At 35.4% G+C, this 16,927-nt stretch carries 17 protein-coding genes and 1 tRNA gene; 11 read left to right on the forward strand and 7 right to left on the reverse strand.

All coding sequences use genetic code 11. From position 1 onward, the window contains the following. Positions 1 to 40 precede the first annotated feature (40 nt). On the forward strand, positions 41 to 418 hold the full coding sequence (locus tag AAFN64_RS07485; RefSeq protein WP_347759975.1) for a nuclear transport factor 2 family protein: 378 nt from the start codon (positions 41 to 43) through the stop codon (positions 416 to 418). A 125-nt stretch (positions 419 to 543) separates the two neighbouring features. Here the strand turns inward: AAFN64_RS07485 and AAFN64_RS07490 are convergent, their stop codons facing one another. Beyond that, complete coding sequence (locus tag AAFN64_RS07490) at positions 544 to 1,461, reverse strand: DsbA family protein (RefSeq protein WP_347759976.1); 918 nt, start codon at positions 1,459 to 1,461, stop codon at positions 544 to 546. Between the two features lie 154 nt (positions 1,462 to 1,615). Here AAFN64_RS07490 and AAFN64_RS07495 point away from each other — a divergent pair, with 154 nt between their 5' ends. The 5 genes from AAFN64_RS07495 to AAFN64_RS07515 all read left to right on the forward strand — a co-directional run bounded on the left by AAFN64_RS07495 (position 1,616) and on the right by AAFN64_RS07515 (position 6,588). After that, the gene (locus tag AAFN64_RS07495) at positions 1,616 to 1,924 is read left to right on the forward strand and encodes a helix-turn-helix domain-containing protein (RefSeq protein ID WP_347759977.1); all 309 of its coding nucleotides are present in this window, start codon (positions 1,616 to 1,618) and stop codon (positions 1,922 to 1,924) included. Between the two features lie 252 nt (positions 1,925 to 2,176). Then, positions 2,177 to 5,146 (forward strand): HNH endonuclease, encoded by a 2,970-nt coding sequence (locus AAFN64_RS07500; protein ID WP_347759978.1) that lies wholly within the window; start codon positions 2,177 to 2,179, stop codon positions 5,144 to 5,146. 15 nt (positions 5,147 to 5,161) lie between these two features. Then, positions 5,162 to 5,572, forward strand: a complete 411-nt coding sequence (locus AAFN64_RS07505) for an SMI1/KNR4 family protein (RefSeq protein ID WP_347759979.1) — start codon at positions 5,162 to 5,164, stop codon at positions 5,570 to 5,572. A 270-nt stretch (positions 5,573 to 5,842) separates the two neighbouring features. Further along, positions 5,843 to 5,917 (forward strand) — tRNA-Val (locus tag AAFN64_RS07510). 221 nt (positions 5,918 to 6,138) lie between these two features. Continuing rightward, a complete protein-coding gene (locus AAFN64_RS07515) occupies positions 6,139 to 6,588 on the forward strand; it encodes a hypothetical protein (protein WP_347759980.1) in 450 nt (149 codons plus the stop codon). Positions 6,589 to 6,807: 219 nt separating this feature from the next. Here the strand turns inward: AAFN64_RS07515 and AAFN64_RS07520 are convergent, their stop codons facing one another. Together AAFN64_RS07520 and AAFN64_RS07525 are read right to left on the reverse strand one after the other, a co-directional pair. Further along, positions 6,808 to 8,178: a hypothetical protein gene (locus tag AAFN64_RS07520; protein ID WP_347759981.1), complete on the reverse strand. Its 1,371-nt coding sequence runs from the start codon at positions 8,176 to 8,178 to the stop codon at positions 6,808 to 6,810. Positions 8,179 to 8,196: 18 nt separating this feature from the next. Beyond that, positions 8,197 to 9,123 carry a trypsin-like serine protease gene (locus tag AAFN64_RS07525; protein WP_347759982.1) on the reverse strand — a complete coding sequence of 309 codons (927 nt, stop codon included), beginning with the start codon at positions 9,121 to 9,123 and terminating at the stop codon, positions 8,197 to 8,199. Between the two features lie 795 nt (positions 9,124 to 9,918). On the opposite strand from AAFN64_RS07525, the gene AAFN64_RS07530 reads away from it, so the two are divergent. Further along, entirely contained in the window at positions 9,919 to 10,602 is a 684-nt protein-coding gene (locus AAFN64_RS07530) for a hypothetical protein (protein ID WP_347759983.1), read from the forward strand. Positions 10,603 to 10,792: 190 nt separating this feature from the next. Here the strand turns inward: AAFN64_RS07530 and AAFN64_RS07535 are convergent, their stop codons facing one another. After that, the gene (locus tag AAFN64_RS07535; protein ID WP_347759984.1) at positions 10,793 to 12,091 is read right to left on the reverse strand and encodes an alpha/beta hydrolase; all 1,299 of its coding nucleotides are present in this window, start codon (positions 12,089 to 12,091) and stop codon (positions 10,793 to 10,795) included. A gap of 220 nt (positions 12,092 to 12,311) precedes the next feature. Further along, positions 12,312 to 12,791: a hypothetical protein gene (locus AAFN64_RS07540; RefSeq protein ID WP_347759985.1), complete on the reverse strand. Its 480-nt coding sequence runs from the start codon at positions 12,789 to 12,791 to the stop codon at positions 12,312 to 12,314. A gap of 532 nt (positions 12,792 to 13,323) precedes the next feature. On the opposite strand from AAFN64_RS07540, the gene AAFN64_RS07545 reads away from it, so the two are divergent. Further along, positions 13,324 to 13,884: a DUF6642 family protein gene (locus tag AAFN64_RS07545; protein WP_347759986.1), complete on the forward strand. Its 561-nt coding sequence runs from the start codon at positions 13,324 to 13,326 to the stop codon at positions 13,882 to 13,884. 16 nt (positions 13,885 to 13,900) lie between these two features. Here AAFN64_RS07545 and AAFN64_RS07550 read toward each other — a convergent pair whose 3' ends face one another. Together AAFN64_RS07550 and AAFN64_RS07555 are read right to left on the reverse strand one after the other, a co-directional pair. Continuing rightward, a complete protein-coding gene (locus AAFN64_RS07550) occupies positions 13,901 to 14,800 on the reverse strand; it encodes an EamA family transporter (RefSeq protein ID WP_347759987.1) in 900 nt (299 codons plus the stop codon). 19 nt (positions 14,801 to 14,819) lie between these two features. After that, positions 14,820 to 15,386 carry a sugar O-acetyltransferase gene (locus AAFN64_RS07555; RefSeq protein WP_347759988.1) on the reverse strand — a complete coding sequence of 189 codons (567 nt, stop codon included), beginning with the start codon at positions 15,384 to 15,386 and terminating at the stop codon, positions 14,820 to 14,822. A 104-nt stretch (positions 15,387 to 15,490) separates the two neighbouring features. Here AAFN64_RS07555 and AAFN64_RS07560 point away from each other — a divergent pair, with 104 nt between their 5' ends. From AAFN64_RS07560 to AAFN64_RS07570, 3 genes are all read left to right on the forward strand, one after another. Further along, positions 15,491 to 15,961 carry an Lrp/AsnC family transcriptional regulator gene (locus AAFN64_RS07560; RefSeq protein WP_347759989.1) on the forward strand — a complete coding sequence of 157 codons (471 nt, stop codon included), beginning with the start codon at positions 15,491 to 15,493 and terminating at the stop codon, positions 15,959 to 15,961. 123 nt (positions 15,962 to 16,084) lie between these two features. Beyond that, a complete protein-coding gene (locus AAFN64_RS07565) occupies positions 16,085 to 16,567 on the forward strand; it encodes a DinB family protein (RefSeq protein ID WP_347759990.1) in 483 nt (160 codons plus the stop codon). Beyond that, positions 16,564 to 16,926 (forward strand): DUF4180 domain-containing protein, encoded by a 363-nt coding sequence (locus AAFN64_RS07570; protein ID WP_347759991.1) that lies wholly within the window; start codon positions 16,564 to 16,566, stop codon positions 16,924 to 16,926. The genes AAFN64_RS07565 and AAFN64_RS07570 overlap by 4 nt, the downstream gene beginning before the upstream one ends. Position 16,927: the final 1 nt, after the last annotated feature.

A 16,927-nucleotide genomic window follows, 5' to 3' on the forward strand; every position in this document is an offset into this window, starting at 1 on the left:
ATAGACGGCAACATATTATAAATCGTATAAAAATCAACGTATGGATTCAATACTTCTCAGCAAACAAAAAATTCTGGACATTGAAAACCAACTTCTCGAAGCGATGAAGAAAAGCGATGTCGAAATCCTGGATCAATTGCTTCATGATGATTTGCGTTTTGTACTTCCAAGCGGAGACGTAATTACCAAGCAGATGGATTTAGAAACGCACCAATCCGGAAACTTAGTTTTAGAAGAAATTATTTCTTCTATAGATTCGATAACACAAATTGATGAAAACGTCGTAGTTACGTTGTCTTCAAAGATCACAGGAAAAATGTCGGAGCAGCACTTTGAAGGAAATTTTCGTTATCTGCGGGTTTGGAAAATAGTCGGTGATCAACTAAAAGTTATCGCCGGAAGTTGTGTCGCAATATAAAGTCAGCGTAGGTTATTGGCATTTTTAAAAAATAATTGTATTACCCAAAGGCATAAAATGACATATCGGAAACCATACAAAACAAAACACACCATTACTACAATGGTGTGTTTTGTTTATATAAATTACTTCTTTAAATACAAAGCCCCGGTTTTAATCACTTTTTTACTTAAATGGCCTTCCGTAGTCTGTTTTTCAAGAATAGCTGTCGCCTCACTTAGCGGTATATTCAATAATTCTGCATATTCCCGTACGGTAAGCGTAGGATAATGATCAAATAATGCTAGCGGACTATTACTGACAATTTTTTTCTTTTTCGCCTCCGGATATAAAGCCACAAGCGTATTTTCATAAGAAGCGTATGGTTTCGAACCATAAACGGTTAGTTTATTACCATCACCGTCCGCAAAAAACAGCGTTGGAAAGCCTCTTACGCCCAATTGACGTGCCAGTTGTAAATCGTCCTGGAAATGCTTTTTCGCATCCTGATCGTAATCCTTTTTTAATTTTTGAGTATCCAAACCGGCCAGTTGCGCACATACAACGATATTATCCCATTTGGCGATATTCATTTTCTCCAGATACAGTTTTTCGCGCAGTATTCGCATAAATGCTACCGCTTTGTTTTTATCCTGTATTTGTGCGGCTTTTACCGCAATACAGGAAGGATAGGAGGAATCCAACGGATCTTCAAGCCATACATCGCCATCGATTGGCATTTGATAGTATAAGCTGGCGTCATGCCAATGGTGCGCGACATCGCTGGGTTTGCTAATGCCACCGCTGTTATAACTCCAGTCGGGTAGGAGTCCGCCCATACGGTAATCAATGTCAAAATACGAACCGTATTCTAATTTTAACTTGCGTAATTGTGGTTCGATTCCCCAACAGGACGAACAAATAGGATCGGTATAATAAATTATTTTTACCGGTTTGCTATCGATTGGTAGGACTACGGATTGCGCCTGAGTTGTTGCAGCGGGTATTTCACAGGATCCTGTTTCCGGATCGCACAGTAGCGGATTGGTTTTGTTTTCAGTCATTTTTGAATGGTTTTGGGATTGACAACTAATACTGCCAATCAGAATTAATAGTAACGATAGTAACTTCATGAATTCGATTGCTAATAAATTTGTAGCTTTGATACAAAGTTTGAAAGAATTTTGATACAAGTCAACTAGTCTGAAAAAGATGACTATGGAAAAAGAACCAAATGCTGCTTACGATTGCCCGGCAGAGGCATTGTTAAAGCTATTATCCGGAAAATATAAATTGCAGGTACTCCGTCAGGCGCTGGAAGGACCTGTACGCTTTAATACGTTGTTACGGGTGATAAAAGGCGCCAATAAGCAAACCATTTCGGTCGCCTTACGCGAATTGGAAGAAATTGGTTTACTGGAAAAAAAAGTGATCCAGCAAAAGCCACTACATATTGAATATAATCTGACCGAAAAAGGACTTGCTCTTGTGCCGATTTTTAGGCAACTGGAACTGACTTCAGAATAAAACTCCCCGGATAATCCCGGTAAAACGATATAAGGACAATCTTTTGATTGTCCTTTTTTATTGCTTTAAAAATGCTTTTCGCTGCAAAGACAGAATACAAGTTCTTAATAACTAGTTGTATACGTATGCTTCTGATAATTTTGAGACTTCTAAAACGGCTAGCTTCTTTAAAAAATAAAGCCCGTATAAAACCATTTACAAGAAAATCAGAACCGGTTAAAAGCCATTAACGATACGGTCAACGAATACGATATGAGCAGATATAAAAAAGCATTTGCGCCAAGAGCGGTAAAACAAGAAAAGGAAAAAAGTAATTATTCTCAAACGGGGAATGCGGAACAGGTTAAAATTACCGATCAGGATGCGACCATACGTCTGAATAAAAATGAAATGACTAAGCTAACCTATGAGCCGTTTCTGAACCAGGCATTTAAAAAAATAGAAAATGGTCAGGCGTTTCTTAAATTTTCAGAAAATGGTCAGGCTGTATTAATACTAAACAAAGCCTTAAAAAAACTGGGATATACTGTAGATAATGAAGCTATTTTTCTGAGCGAAACCCAATATGCGCTAATCGCTTTTCAGTATGAACATAATATTGCCACTTCGATCATTTTAGATGCTACAACTTTATTAAAACTGGACGAGGTACTTACAGCACAGGAAAAAAGTCATGAAGAAAACAGTTATAAAAATGAGCAAACCAATTCTGAAGAAAAGAGTGAGCAAACAGGAGGAGAAACAGAACCGCTTCCCGATGCTGCTCCGGAAGATAAAAAAATAAGACTAGGTGTTGGGATTATTCCGATGGATATTAAAAGCGATCGGGCGTTTTTCGACTTTTTGGATAAGAAGATTTTTGGGGAAATCACGGATATAAAATGGGATATTGGTAAAAAAACCTATAAAGATTATATCGGAAAAGACATTTCTTGCACCGTTCAGGTGTCTATATTGAAAGAATACCTGAAAATCACAGATGCACAGTGGGAAGATATGATGAACAAATCGACCGGGAGTACACTGGTAGCGGCCGATTTAAGAAAATCTGTTGAAAACTATTTAGCAAAAGTAAAAGATAGAGAAGAAGCGCTAAACGAACGCGATATTTTAGATACCAAATTATTTGGACTGGAAGCATTTTACAGGGACTATAGTGCCTACAAAAACGCATTAATGGTATCTGGTGCGATTAAGTTACATGAGTGGGGATCGGAACTCGAAAAGAAAGCAAAACAATATGGTTTTAAAGACCTTCAGGACTTTGAAAATACTATTAATGCTTATGTCGACGCTTTCCGTGATGAAACGGTTCGTATGGCGGATGATTATATTAGTAAGTATGAGCATATGTTGTACAAAGAAGAGGAACGACTAAAACAGGAAGGAGTACTCACCAAATTGTATACTGCATTTGCCAAAAGTGGCGCGGCTAAAAAGATAAAAGATGGCAATGATAAGATCTTAAATTCCAGAATAGTATCAGATGCAAATGATCCTCAAGAGAAGAAAATGAAAATGAATGAATCATTGATTGAGGAAATGCGCAAAGAAGGAGAGGTCGAAATGACAAGTGGTATTGAACAGATAAAATCGCTGGATTCTTTTCTTTTTAAAGACAAAACATTTGATCATAAAAAATTAGCTGAGGTAGGCTCTCAAAAAGAATTTGAAACGTTTTTGTTTGATTTTATAAAGTCGAAACAGGAAAGTGCAAAGAATGTACGTCAGGACTTAAAAAAGAACCCGGATGCAGTATTCAAGCGCGAGGAGTTGTTAGCACTGTCGTACCAGCAACAAGGGGTTGTAAAGGATAGTATTAACGATTTAGCCATTCAGCAACGAATCAGTGATATAAAGTGGACAAATATTCTGATAAATATCGGCCTGGCTGTTGCTTCCATTGTGGTAATCGTAGCGACCTGGGGTGCGGCTACTCCTTATGTAATTGCCGGTACTGCAGTATCATTAGGAATGAGTGCCTACAATGTATATGAAGCTCTGGACGAATATTCTAAAGACTATGATGCTTATGCGATCGGATTGTTAAAAGACGAGCCTAGCTATGCATGGGTAGTGGTAGCCATTGCAGGAGCAGCATTAGATGCCGCTTCGTTTGCCGCTGTATTCAGAGCCGCCAAACCCATAACGGAAGCAGCAGATATATTTAATAAAAGCTCTAAAACAGCTGAGGATGTTTTAAAATTAAAAACAGCTCTGGAAAAAATAAAACAGCTTGCACCTAAAGTACGAGCCAATATTGTAAAACAGGCAGAGCTAACGGCGGAGTTTGATAGAGTTGGATTAAAAATTGTTCAACCAGGTCAGGTACAAGTAGTCGCGATGGGAATTGATTCGGCGGCTTTGTCAGATTTGCTGCAGTTGGCACGAATTGGTATTAAAAGAGGAATTGTTTCTTTTAGAAGTTTCCTGATGGAATTACAGTTACGAAAAATAATTAAAAGTGCTGATAATCTTACCGAAAAAGAGTTAAAAATACTAAAAGAAGCTTTTGAGAATGCAAAAAGCGGCAAATTTAGTTTGGAAGATCTCGCAAATTATCTTTCTTCAAAACACAAAGACTTTTTAGAAAAAAGAAACTTCAAGCTAATAAAACCTACAAAGAACCCTAAAAATTTAGATATTATTCACGATGGTACTATTATGTTTAGAGGAACCGAGGAGCATATTGAAAAATACATTTCGTTTATGAGTAAAAGTGATTCAGAACGAAAAGCAATTGTAGAGGCTGCAAATGGTAAGTTAAAAAGCAATAAATCAGTATATAAACCGGAATCAACCCTAAAAAAAGGGTACGAAGTACCGGCAAGTAAAAATGGTACTTCGCCTGATTTTAAGGGGCTAAACATGTATGTAAATGAACAAGGGAGATTAGGCAACGGAATGAGCATCCCTAACGTTTCTGAAGAGGTACTTAATGATGCATTAAATAAAATTATTAAATTTGATGGTGAAGTGAAAGTTCCTATAACGGGAATTGAATATTCTTCAGACTTTGCTAATGCATGGAATGCTGTGGGAATTGAACCTTCTTTAGGTTCAAAAATTTTAAGAGAATTAGATCTGACTTGGCACCATTTGGATGATTTAGACGAAAATTTAAAAAGTACTATGCAATTAGTGAGAAAAGGGATTCATGAGAAAACCAAGCTTCATATGGGAAGTCAGGCTCAAATAAAAGCTGTTTTAGGTATTAAATAATTATAACATAAGAATATGATAGATTTTAGAATAGACAATGAACGTATCACAGCAGAAGAATTAAATGAGTTTGAACAAGAAATAGGGCTAACTTTACCGGAAGATTATCGGGCTCATATGCTAAAATATAATGGAGGCTCTCCTTTTAGTTATTATCTTTATTTTGGAGAACCAGACGATGGTATCCTTCTTTTCCGTTTTAAGTCTATAAAATATGGTGACCCACTCGTCGAAAAGCAAGATTATTTACCTGAGAACTATCTTAGTATGGGGTATACAGAATCAGGCTATTTAGTAATGTCGCTAGATGAGAATGAATATGGAAGTATTTTTGTTTGTTACTCGGAAGCGGAGTTAACAAAATTAGCATCATCCTTTACTGAATTTTTAGATGGTTTGGTCGATTATACCGATACTTTTGAATAGTTTATTTTAAATCGGTAACTACTGCAAATATAATATTGTAGGTTGTCAGCTGCGTTTTCTGTTTTTTTAAAGGAAATGTTTTCGAATCCTAAAGAGAAAAATACTGGTACTAAGAATATTAGGTTAAAAGCCAGGATTAATCCAGCTTAATCAAAAGCAAACGGAATAAAAAAAGAACAAATTTTTTAGTAAAAGCCTTGTAAAACCGGATATCTTGCCTATATTTGCTCCCGTAATCAGGAAGTCAATTACGGATTACAAAATACATAAGGGCGATTAGCTCAGCTGGTTCAGAGCACCTCGTTTACACCGAGGGGGTCGGGGGTTCGAACCCCTCATCGCCCACAACTTTTAAAACTCCAACTTTTTTGTTGGAGTTTTTTATTTTTTGACTATATAGATTTAGCTTAGTTGTTTTTAGAGTTTTCCGATTTTCTTAGTAAGCACGGATTACAAATCCGCGCTATAGGGATGTGAGGCATCTGCTTCAATGCAGAATTACGTGGATGTAGCAACTGCTTTCGGGCCGCTTTAGATTTCCGGATGGAAGCCAAGTAAGTAAAGTTATGGGTAAGTTTGCTAATAAACGCGGTGATGAATTGGTAGCTTCAGTAAAAAAAGCGATAAACCCAGATGGTTTAATAATTGATACAGATACTTACATCAAGCCGAATGCTCCTCTAAATCATACAGAAGATATAGGAGATGTTGATGTTTTAATTATTGATCAAACAGATAAGATACTCTATAGTCTCGAATGTAAAAGTATGTCCCCGAGCCGAAATGTGAAAGAAATGATAGAGGAAGTGTCGAAGTTGTTTGGTGAAAATTCTTCAGAAAAAGGATGGATTGAAAAACACATGATAAGACATAGATGGCTGGAAAATAATCTAGATGCTGTAGGAAGAGTTTATAAAACTGATCTTAATGATTTTAGAATAAAATCTTTCTTCGTAACAAATGAGGAAATGCTCATCCCTATCTGCGCAGGCAGGCACTACCATTGCCTTTTATAACACTTTACGATCTTGAAAAAGACGGTTATGATGTGTTAAAAAGAAATTACGACCACCAGTTTAAAAAAACAGTTTAAAATTTGTCATATGCACATTAAACTGCAATAAAATTTTAGTAGTAAAAATATTGAGAATTTTAAATAAAAAAAGCATTAAGAGACTTCTATTAGTTGAAATCTTTTAATGCTTTTATTTTGTTTTTTTACTAAAAAATCTCCTTTATTGACCAAAAAGATTACCTATAATCCGTAAATCTAGATTGACTCCATATGCAAAACCCCAATCCCATTTTTCTTTCTTTCTTAAATCAAATTCCTGTGGTGTAATAGTTTCTGTTCCAAAATCGAAATCTCCCTCAAAATAATTCACTTTGCTATAATTGCCACCGAAGAATATAGTAGCACCCCTGGCAACTTCGAAACTGAACCCAGCAAATAAATTTTCGAATGCCTTATCTCCTAACTTCACACCAACAGTAGGATAAATTTTTTCGTACCACTCATGATCATTTATGTAGCAGCGTGTTGATGCTCTGGTGTACAATGCTTTTTTTTTATCCTGATCTTTCTCTATTAGTGATTCTAGTAAAATTATCGGAGAAGTATACAAGGTTGCTGTCGCCGTAATAACCCCGTTGCCGCCTTCTAATGACTTTTTTACGGTTGAAGTAGAATTTCCCAAATCCACAAGCGTATAATCTGGATTTTCGAGTTGGGTAACATACAGTCCTACGTTAATAGATGCATGAAAAGTCGGCGCCATCTTAATAATAAATGAACCAATTTTTGTTCTTAATCCTTCTTTAATTTGAGTTCTGTAAATATCAAATTCAATATTATCCTTATTAGATGACTGTAAAGCCGTTTCATTTACATACCAAATTAGTGTCTCGCCTCCTACATTCGCCCCTTGTAGTTTAAATTTTCCTGCATCTGGATTTTCTATAAATATTCCAGTGTCGATAGAACCTTTCGTCTGATCGACGGAATATATGTAATTTGGATTGGTTTTTGAATCTAAATAGACAACATGAACATAATATTTAAAATATGGGACACCTTGTGGCAATGTCGATTGTAAAGAATTTCCGAATTGATCTATAAATATATGGATGGCACCTTTGTCATCTACTAATCCAAATTTCGACTGCTTATACTTATCTTTTATATGATTTTTGACAAAAACATCTACATTTCCATAAGTCGCACCTCGGTTTTCGTTACTGCTGCCATTGTACTGAAAAGTAAATTCCAGTTTTTCTTTTGGCGTTTTAACGTCTCTTATTTCAAACTGTTTGTCAAATAGAGGACTAGTACCATCCTTTAGTTCGTACCAGTTTTTATCATTTTTTAATACCAATAACTTTTGGTCTCCTTTATAAATTTCGTAAGTCTTTTTACCATCTAGATTTCCATCCATCTGAATAAATACACTTTTAAAATTATCTTTCTTTAGTGGATCCTGAATCTGCAGTGTGGGGGCCAGATTTCCTTCAACTATACTCTTGTCGAATGAATAATTTACTTTAAAGTTTTGACCAAGACAAAAGAAAGGAACCAATAAAAGTACTGTGAGTAATTTTGTTTTCATGATCTGTTGTTTTAAGATTTATAAAATAACTGCATTAAGATATTCTTTAATCCTGATATAAGGAAGGAAGTAAGTATTTATTCCGTCTGAGCCCAGAACGATGCCTATAATTTGCGAATTCATAATTACTGGGCCACCAGAATCCCCCTCAACTGTTACACTTTCGCTTAGGCGACAGACGCCGTAAAAAATATGGTTGAAGTAATAATTATTAATCGAGTAATCAAATTCAAGCGTAGTAGAAACATTTTCAATAGTCGAAGATTTAAGTTTACTTACATTGCCGTAAACCAGTACTTTTTTATTTTTATTATAGTTGTTAGTAGCATTATAAAATCCTTGAATCTTGCCAAGGCCGGGAACAATATTTGAAATTTTTTGATGATCCGCAGGATTGATTTTACAAAATGCTACATCCAGCCAATTATTAAACGCTCCTCTAAAAACGGTTCCTCTTATCGTCTGATTTTGACCGATTAAAACGGAAGGTTGATTGTTATCTAATTCTGGGATATAACTTGTCGAATCAGTGATGAACTGATATCCCATTACATGCATATTAGATACTGCTACTATATCGTCATCTTTTTTGAGATAAATACTACAGGAACCAATTTCTTGCACAGCAGTATTTAAAATTTTACAGCCAGGATAAAAATTTTGAAGTTTAAAATGACTTCTTTCTACTATATCAGTTGGGATTCGATATACTATATTGTCTGGAAATCTGATATTTAAGTGTGGGGGTATAAAATTATAGTCTTTTTGGGGATCTTTTTTTATAACATGAAATACGATGCTGTATAATCGGATTTTTTTACTTTTTTTCAGCTTGTTGTCAACATGCAGACCAATTATATTTGGATATTTATTTTTAAATTCCAGATAATGTTCTTCACAATAGTTCTGAAGAAATTTCAGCTTTCGATTTGTTGTTGAATTCACATTCGAAGATCTTGGTTTACAATTCTCAAAGTAATCAAATAGTAAATCAGTTTTCCTTATATATGATTCTATTAGTTTTTTGAGGAAACTGAAGTTATTAAATTTCTTGCAAATTACTTATTTTTAAGATTTAAAATATAGGTATATATACCTGTTTTAAAACGTTTTAGATGTAATGAATTACAACGAAGATCATTTTTTATCAATACATTAAATTCATCTTTATTAAATTAAAGGCTAGGAAAATAGTTGGAATTTTTAAAGAAGTCGCTGAAAGGATAACTATCCATAAATTTGTCAAAGGGATAATTTTTAGGTAAAATATAAAGTTTACAAAAAAAAAGATTTCATAATTTTGAAAATTATTATTTGAACTAATAGTTTTAATTATAAATCAATCACTTGTAGAAATAGTAATAAGATTTAATTGAGAGTTAGTTAGAGTTGGATTGTGGTGCATTCGTGGTGCAATCCGATTTAAATTTTATAAAGTCTGTATTTTTTGGGTTTTAAACGTTTAGGTTCGATCCCTTCCTCTCTTATATTTTATAAGATATCATTTATAGCCCTAATATTCCATATAAAAAAATAATACAAATCCGCGAAATCCGTTTTTATTCTTTAATTTATTGTTGACTATAATTCAATACGTTAAAATTTATTAGTCTATAAATAGGTGAAAACACGTATTGTTTTGTTGTGTATAAATTAGTTTCTTTCGGGTTTATAGCTTTAGGAAATAAATTCGGTGAAGAGTTTCGTGAAAAACAATGTTTATGCAATTTACTCAACATAATGGAAAAAATAAAAGATTATACAGTAATTAAGACAATTCAAGAAAATGGAGAAAATGCTAATGTGTATTTAGTCGAAAAAGAAGGTAAAAAATTTGTAGCTAAACATTTTACTAAATCTGTTAAACCTTATGTTCAATATGGGAAAAAAAATCATTTTGGACGGAGACGAGAAGGTGCAGATGAAGTTTTCAAAGAGATAAAAAGCGTATCAGAAAAACACTCATTCATAATTCAATTTTACGAAAAATTTAAATGGGATAAAAAATGGTGTATCATTATTGATTATTTTGAAGGAAATACAATGAATGAATTTCTATTTCTATTTAAAGATGACAAAATCAAAATTCTCACCATTATAGAAAAATTTGCGCTTGAAGTAAAATTATGGCATAAAAATCAATTCGCTTTAGGTGATGCACATTTAGACAATATATTAGTTAATAGTTTAACAGAAGAAATTAGATTAATTGATTATAGTCAAATGCACCATCCGGATTTTAAATACTGTAAGAAATTCAATTGTTTTAACCCTCAAAATAGAAGAATTGACGAAGATTTGGAAAACACAACGAAGCATTTTGGAAGGGGGTTTATAACTGAACTTAGAAAAGCTCAAACAAGCTTGAAAATTGAAATAGATCTTGCCCAAATTTTTCAGAATAAATATCAAAACTGCTTATAACGGTAGTTTTATAAATAGCTTATTAATGATTGTGCTCTTAGGGTATATATTTGTTTAAAACTAACCCCCAATTCTATTAAATACAATAAAATCTGCATCAGATATTAGATGGTAATCTCTCTCAGCTCTCACAAAAGAAAATACCGACATCTCTGTTGACGTTTTTTTATTTTAAACAATACGATACCGCTTATTGCGTTACTTGATCAAAAAAAGTTAAAACCGTTTCATTAAATAATTCCGGCATTTTTGCCGGTGCTTCGTGATCACCGCCTTTAAAGATGATCAGTTTGCTATGCGGAATTTTTTCGGCAATCAACTTGGTGTGTTTTTCTTTTACAACATCATATTGTCCGGCCATAACCAAAGTAGGCGCCTGGATTTTTTGTAAAGCATCCGGATTGATATTCGGTTCGGTTAATAACAGCATTTTTAAACGATAATCCATATTGGTTTCTGGAATTCCTTTGCTTTCCATTTCTTTTACCTGTTTACGGATTAGTTTATTGGTTTCAGAAGTAACAGAACTAGCATTGTTATATAAAACGGTTCCCATAATGGCCATTTTATTGATTTTATCCGGATGTTGCATTCCCAATACCACCGCGATATTTCCACCATCACTCCAGCCTAAGATGTTCACATTTTTTAGTTGTAGTTTTTCAAGGAAGGTATTCACATCTTCCGCCATTAGTTCGTAGGTGATTTTGGTACCGTCGGAAGTCGATTTTCCTTGCCCGCGACTATCCAGACCAATGACCATATACTTTTGACTCAGCGCTTCCGATTGTTTGTTAAAACTGCCCATAAAAGAATTATTACCGTGAAGCAACAAAAGCGGTTCGCCTTTTCCATATATTTCGTAATAGAGTTTAACACCGTTAACATCCATATATTTTCCTAATTCGGCATTGCTTCCTAATGTTGGCGTAACCGTAAGTTTGGAATTATCGATAAACAGCGCCTGCTTTCCGGAAAAAACGGTCTCTTTGGATAATGATAGACTTGTATTTTTATCCATCGTCATCGTTTTCCAGTGTAGTAGCGAATCACCTTCAAAATCGGAGTTTTGAATCGGGATTTCAATTCTGTTTTTACCGTCTTCTATAAATAATTTAAAATCGTCCAGATAGTAATTTCCGGGACCGGCAATGGCAACACCTATAGCGAGGAATTTTGCATTTTTATCAATTTTCCCATTGAGCACATACGAGCTCCAGTCGTCTTTTTTATAATAATCGCCCGCATTTTCATTATATAAAGCATTTTTTATCGGTTTACCGTTAGCATCTACCGAACGTGCCGCCAGTACGAGCCAGGAATCATTGGCTATCGGATCTTTGTAATATATTTTCCCTTCGAGGGTGAATTTTTTGCCTTGGTACGATTCAATGGCTACAGCCTGATAAATTTCATAAAACTGCGCATAGGAGTTTGCTGAGGTTACCAGTAGCAATAGGGTAAGTAATTTAAAATATAGTTTTGACATAGTACAATTTTTATAGGTTTTAAGAAGTAGACAAAGCGTTTCATTGGTCTTTATTTTCCGGATAAATCAAGACAAATCGAATCATCATTGTAATCGGATTCCTGCATATCTAAAACCTTGCCATTTTTAGGGCGGCTAAATTTCGACTATTATATGAAATATAAAACAGCTCTGAAATCAGTTGATTTAGAGCTGTTTGTTTTAACGGGTGTATTTCGTGTTATTTTATAGCGTCTTGTTCTACTGGATCAAAAACAAACTTAGTACTGTCGAATACGATCGGGAATTCCGGTTTATAATACACAAAATTCATATAGCTGGCGGCAATACCGCTACCCAAGATGAGTTTCCCGTTGCGCTTTAAAAAAATTACCGGTACCACATTGATACCACCGCCAAAAGAACGATACCGATACTTCCCACGTAAGGTATCGCCGGAAATAACACCTTCAATATTCCCGGAATCTTTTACCGCTCGGCTTCCATAATAGATTTGATACTGACCGTAAAAACGATCTTTGTGGGTTTCAATCGCCAATAGTGCCGTGTCGTTATGATGTACGGCACGATAATAGGAACGGTATTCGTTAAAATCCTTTTTCTGACAACCGGAAAATAATACTGAGAAAAGAAGAATTATGAGACTAAGGCTAAATAGTCGTTTGTTGTTGACAGGATATGATAGTGGCGTGTTGCTCATTTTAAGTTTAGAATAAGTATCATCATGCGAAGATAAGACAACCAAAATGGTTTTTATTAAATTTATAAATACAGTCACTATGGGAGCTAAAACAAAATTTCCTAAATTATAGAAACGAAATTTCCTATTTAAAATTTTAGACATTTGAAAATTAATATTTTGTATTTTTTTTGTGGTGATCCTATAGGTTACCTTATATGTCTTTTTACACGTTTGAACTAAAAAAACAATTCTTTAAACAATTGAATTTTAGTGTTTTATATTTGAGTATTTGATGCTAACTTGATATGTTTAGGAAATTTTGTTTTATTAAAGATAAATTGCAATCTATTGATATAGTATTACTTAATTGATTTAGAAATGGAAATTTGGTTTTCGGGAGAATATTGTAGACAAACACGAATCAATTTTCGGATTTTGGATTTCCATAATGGAAGTGATCGAATTACTATCAATGCGTTAAAACCATAGGGCTACGATCGGATTTAACGTAATAAAACTTATTTTTGCTGCGATTGCAAAATCTGATAATATGGACTACGATAAATTTATTTATTGCCTCGAAGCGGTTCCGGATAGCGAGGTATTTAGGGCGACCGAAGTATATAAAAATCTCGAAAAACTAGCCGCCGAACAAGGTATAGACAGTATTTATAAAGTTTGCGATTCTATTGAAGGTCTGGAAGAAAGTTTGGGTACCTTATTGTATGAAGATCATAATTTTAAGAATTATGAAATCATCTATCTGGTGATGCAGGGGAAAGGAAACAATATCTGTTTAAATGGCTATTATTATAGCATCGAGGAAATCGCCGAACTTTTCGAAGGCAAAATGAAAGGCAAGATCATTCACTTTGCCAATGCCAAAATTCTGGATTTAAACGACGACGAAGCGCAATATTTTCTGGATATTACCGGAGCCAGAGCAATTTCGGGTTACGGACAAATGCATCCTACAATTAGCAGCAGTAATCTCGATCGGGTTTTCTTTAGTTTGTTTGAAGATGACGATAACCTGGTCGAAATTGTTGAAACCTTACACGAAAAACACTATGCCTTGTGTAAGTTACTGGATTTCAGATTGTATTATTGATAAATAGCTAATAGGTTTAAATAGATTCCTTACTCTTCTTACTCAACAAAAATATCGTCGAAATAATACAAATACTCCCGATCCAGTCGATTGTATAAAACGGAACCTGTAACCAGAGTACAGCCATAATCGTAGCCGATAAAGGTTCGGCAGAAGCCAATAAACTGGCTTTTTGGCCACCGATAATTTGTACGGCGGTTAGGTAGCTGTAAAAAGCGATTAATGTCCCAAAAAGTACAATAAAACCCGTGTAAAGGTAGGTTTGTGTATCCCATTGCCCTTCGATGGCCCACGGTGCTTTTATAAAGGAGAAAGCAAGTCCGCCCAATAACATTCCCCATCCGATAATAATCGATGATTTATACCGACTTAATAACGCGATCGGCTGTAAGGTGTAAATCGCAAGCGTAACAGCCGACGCGAGTCCTAAAAACAAAGCCGTTCCGGATATTGCCAGACTATGGATGTTTCCGTGGGTTACCAGTAAAAAAGTGCCGCCTACAGCCAAAGCGATGGCCAGATACTCGATAGGGCGTGGCAGTTTTTTGTTTTTAGCCGCCAGATAGATCGCTATAAATACCGGCCCGGCATATTGTAAAACCGTAGCGGTCGCCGCATTGGAATGTTTGATTGCTGCAAAATAGGTGTATTGCACGGCTAACATTCCGGTAGTGCTGAATATCAACAATTGAATGGCATCTTTTTTGTTTTTCCAGATCGACCACAAATCCGATTTTTCGCCAAATCGGGCAAAAAGTAATAGAATCGTACCGGATACAAGCATTCGAAGGGTAATCAGCCATTCGACATTAATACCTCTTTGTTGAAAAAGGAATTGTCCGAATGTACCGGAAACGCCCCATAGCATAGCTGCTAAAACAGCCAGAAAAAAACCTTTGATAATGGATGATGGCATAAAATAGGGGAAGGGAAAATTATAACTCGTTCTCAGGAATCACTTTAATAACACGACACGGATTTCCGGCTGCGATAACATTGGCCGGGATACTTTTAGTTACGACACTTCCGGCACCAATAATAGCGTTTTCGCCAATCGTCACGCCTTGTAAAATCACGGTATTACCGCCAATCCAGACATTGTTTCCGATATGTACCGGTTTGGCATATTCGATACCGGCATTGCGTTGTTCAATGTTTACAGCATGGTTGACTGTATAAATACTCACATTGGGAGCAATCAGCACGTTGTCGCCAATGCGGACTTCAGCTTCGTCCAAAACCGTAAAATTAAAATTCGAAAAGAAGTTTTCTCCGATATGGATATTATAGCCATAGTCACAATAAAACGGTTGTTTGATACTGAATTTCGAACCGGTTGAACCAAACAATTCGCGGATAATAGCAGCTCGCGCCGCATCTTCTTTTGGATGTAGGCGATTGTAATCGGTTACAAGGTCTTCGGCGATATCCCTTTCGGCATCCAGTTCGGCATCAATATAGGTATAGTAGGCTCCGGAGAGCATTTTTTCTTTTTCAGTCATTTTTTTGATCTTATAAAGCGCAAAAATAGATCAAATAGTATGTGCTTTTTCTTTAAATTTGGGTACTGATTTGCAATTTTGTTTCATTAATACCCAATATTCATTTGGAAAATCTTGATAAATTTGATTTAGCAATTTTAAAAGTGTTGCAAAAAGACAACCTTACGCCGCAACGAACGATAGGAGAAAGTATCGGATTGTCGGCTGCGGCGGTGCAACGACGGATCAAACGAATGCGGGAAACCGGTGTGATTGCGGCGGATATTACGGTGGTCAACCGGGAAAAAGTAGGGCGGATGATCACCTTGTTTGTTGCGGTTAAAATGGAAAGTGAAAAGATCGAACTGATTGATCAGGCCAAAAATAGCTTCCGGTCGGCACCTGAAGTACAACAATGTTATTATGTAACTGGTGAAACCGATTTTATATTGGTAATCGTTACACCGTCGATGCACGATTATGAAAAACTGACCCGTAGGTTGTTTTTTAGCAATCCGAATATTAAAAGCTTCAGTACAAGTTTAGCATTAGACATTGTTAAAGAAGGGTTGGAAATACCGTTGGAATCAGTTTAAAGAAAAAAGAAAAAAGAAAAAAGAAAAAAGAAAAAAGAGGAAAGAGGAAAGAGGGCTAACCAAATAGACGTACTTGATGAGTACTAATAAAATCGGAGTAAGATTTATTAAATTTAATTCAATATGAACAACGAACTTTCAAAACAAATAGTAAAACATTTCCGGGATTTGCATTTTGGTGGAAACTGGACATCAGTAAGTCTAAAAGAGGCTTTGGAGGATGTTAACTGGGAACAGGCAACCACAACGATACAGGATCTGAATACGATCGCTGTTTTGGTCTATCACGTGAATTACTATGTTAGTGCTGTTTTAAAAGTTTTGGAAGGCGAGCCATTGGATGCCAGTGATAAATTGAGCTTTAATTTGCCGCCAATTAGTTCGGAAGCCGAATGGGAAGCGTTAAAAAACAAAACCTTTTCCGAAGCGGAACAATTTGCAACCCGAATCGAACAACTGGACGATACGCGTTTCTTCGAGGAATTTATCGAATCGAAATACGGTAATTATTATCGAAATATAACCGGAATCATTGAGCATACACATTACCATTTGGGGCAGATTTCGCTAATACGAAAAATGCTATCGCAAACAGTTGTCCAATGAAAATAATAACACACGAAGTAAACGGTATCCGAATCGCGGAGGTTATTTCCGACGAACGTATTGTAAATACTGTCGACGAGGCATTGCAATTGTTGGTGGACTTATATTATCAGGAGTTTGACAAGGTAATTCTGTTTGCTAAAAACGTTCATCCGGATTTTTTCGACCTTAAAACCAAAATGGCAGGGGAAATCCTGCAAAAATTTTCAAACTATCGCATGCAACTTACCATAGTAGGCGATTTTGATCAGTATCCAAGTAAAAGCCTTAAAGATTTTATATACGAATGTAATAAAGGGCAGGCGGTAAACTTTATAAGTTCCGAACAACTAAAAGAAGCTCTTGGAATTAGTAGGTAGC

Source organism: Flavobacterium sp. CAU 1735 (assembly GCF_039888695.1).
In the GTDB taxonomy this organism is placed as follows: Bacteria; Bacteroidota; Bacteroidia; order Flavobacteriales; family Flavobacteriaceae; genus Flavobacterium.

Bases quoted from the DNA above. Each gene is read 5' to 3' on its own strand.
- AAFN64_RS07505 (WP_347759979.1), top strand. From the start codon at position 5,162: ATGATAGATTTTAGAATAGACAATGAACGTATCACAGCAGAAGAATTA.
- AAFN64_RS07535 (WP_347759984.1), bottom strand. From the start codon at position 12,091: ATGTCAAAACTATATTTTAAATTACTTACCCTATTGCTACTGGTAACC.
- AAFN64_RS07485 (WP_347759975.1), top strand. From the start codon at position 41: ATGGATTCAATACTTCTCAGCAAACAAAAAATTCTGGACATTGAAAAC.
- AAFN64_RS07550 (WP_347759987.1), bottom strand. From the start codon at position 14,800: ATGCCATCATCCATTATCAAAGGTTTTTTTCTGGCTGTTTTAGCAGCT.
- AAFN64_RS07490 (WP_347759976.1), bottom strand. From the start codon at position 1,461: ATGACTGAAAACAAAACCAATCCGCTACTGTGCGATCCGGAAACAGGA.
- AAFN64_RS07500 (WP_347759978.1), top strand. From the start codon at position 2,177: ATGAGCAGATATAAAAAAGCATTTGCGCCAAGAGCGGTAAAACAAGAA.
- AAFN64_RS07530 (WP_347759983.1), top strand. From the start codon at position 9,919: ATGGAAAAAATAAAAGATTATACAGTAATTAAGACAATTCAAGAAAAT.
- AAFN64_RS07520 (WP_347759981.1), bottom strand. From the start codon at position 8,178: ATGAAAACAAAATTACTCACAGTACTTTTATTGGTTCCTTTCTTTTGT.
- AAFN64_RS07565 (WP_347759990.1), top strand. From the start codon at position 16,085: ATGAACAACGAACTTTCAAAACAAATAGTAAAACATTTCCGGGATTTG.
- AAFN64_RS07495 (WP_347759977.1), top strand. From the start codon at position 1,616: ATGGAAAAAGAACCAAATGCTGCTTACGATTGCCCGGCAGAGGCATTG.
- AAFN64_RS07555 (WP_347759988.1), bottom strand. From the start codon at position 15,386: ATGACTGAAAAAGAAAAAATGCTCTCCGGAGCCTACTATACCTATATT.
- AAFN64_RS07545 (WP_347759986.1), top strand. From the start codon at position 13,324: ATGGACTACGATAAATTTATTTATTGCCTCGAAGCGGTTCCGGATAGC.
- AAFN64_RS07515 (WP_347759980.1), top strand. From the start codon at position 6,139: ATGGGTAAGTTTGCTAATAAACGCGGTGATGAATTGGTAGCTTCAGTA.
- AAFN64_RS07540 (WP_347759985.1), bottom strand. From the start codon at position 12,791: ATGAGCAACACGCCACTATCATATCCTGTCAACAACAAACGACTATTT.
- AAFN64_RS07570 (WP_347759991.1), top strand. From the start codon at position 16,564: ATGAAAATAATAACACACGAAGTAAACGGTATCCGAATCGCGGAGGTT.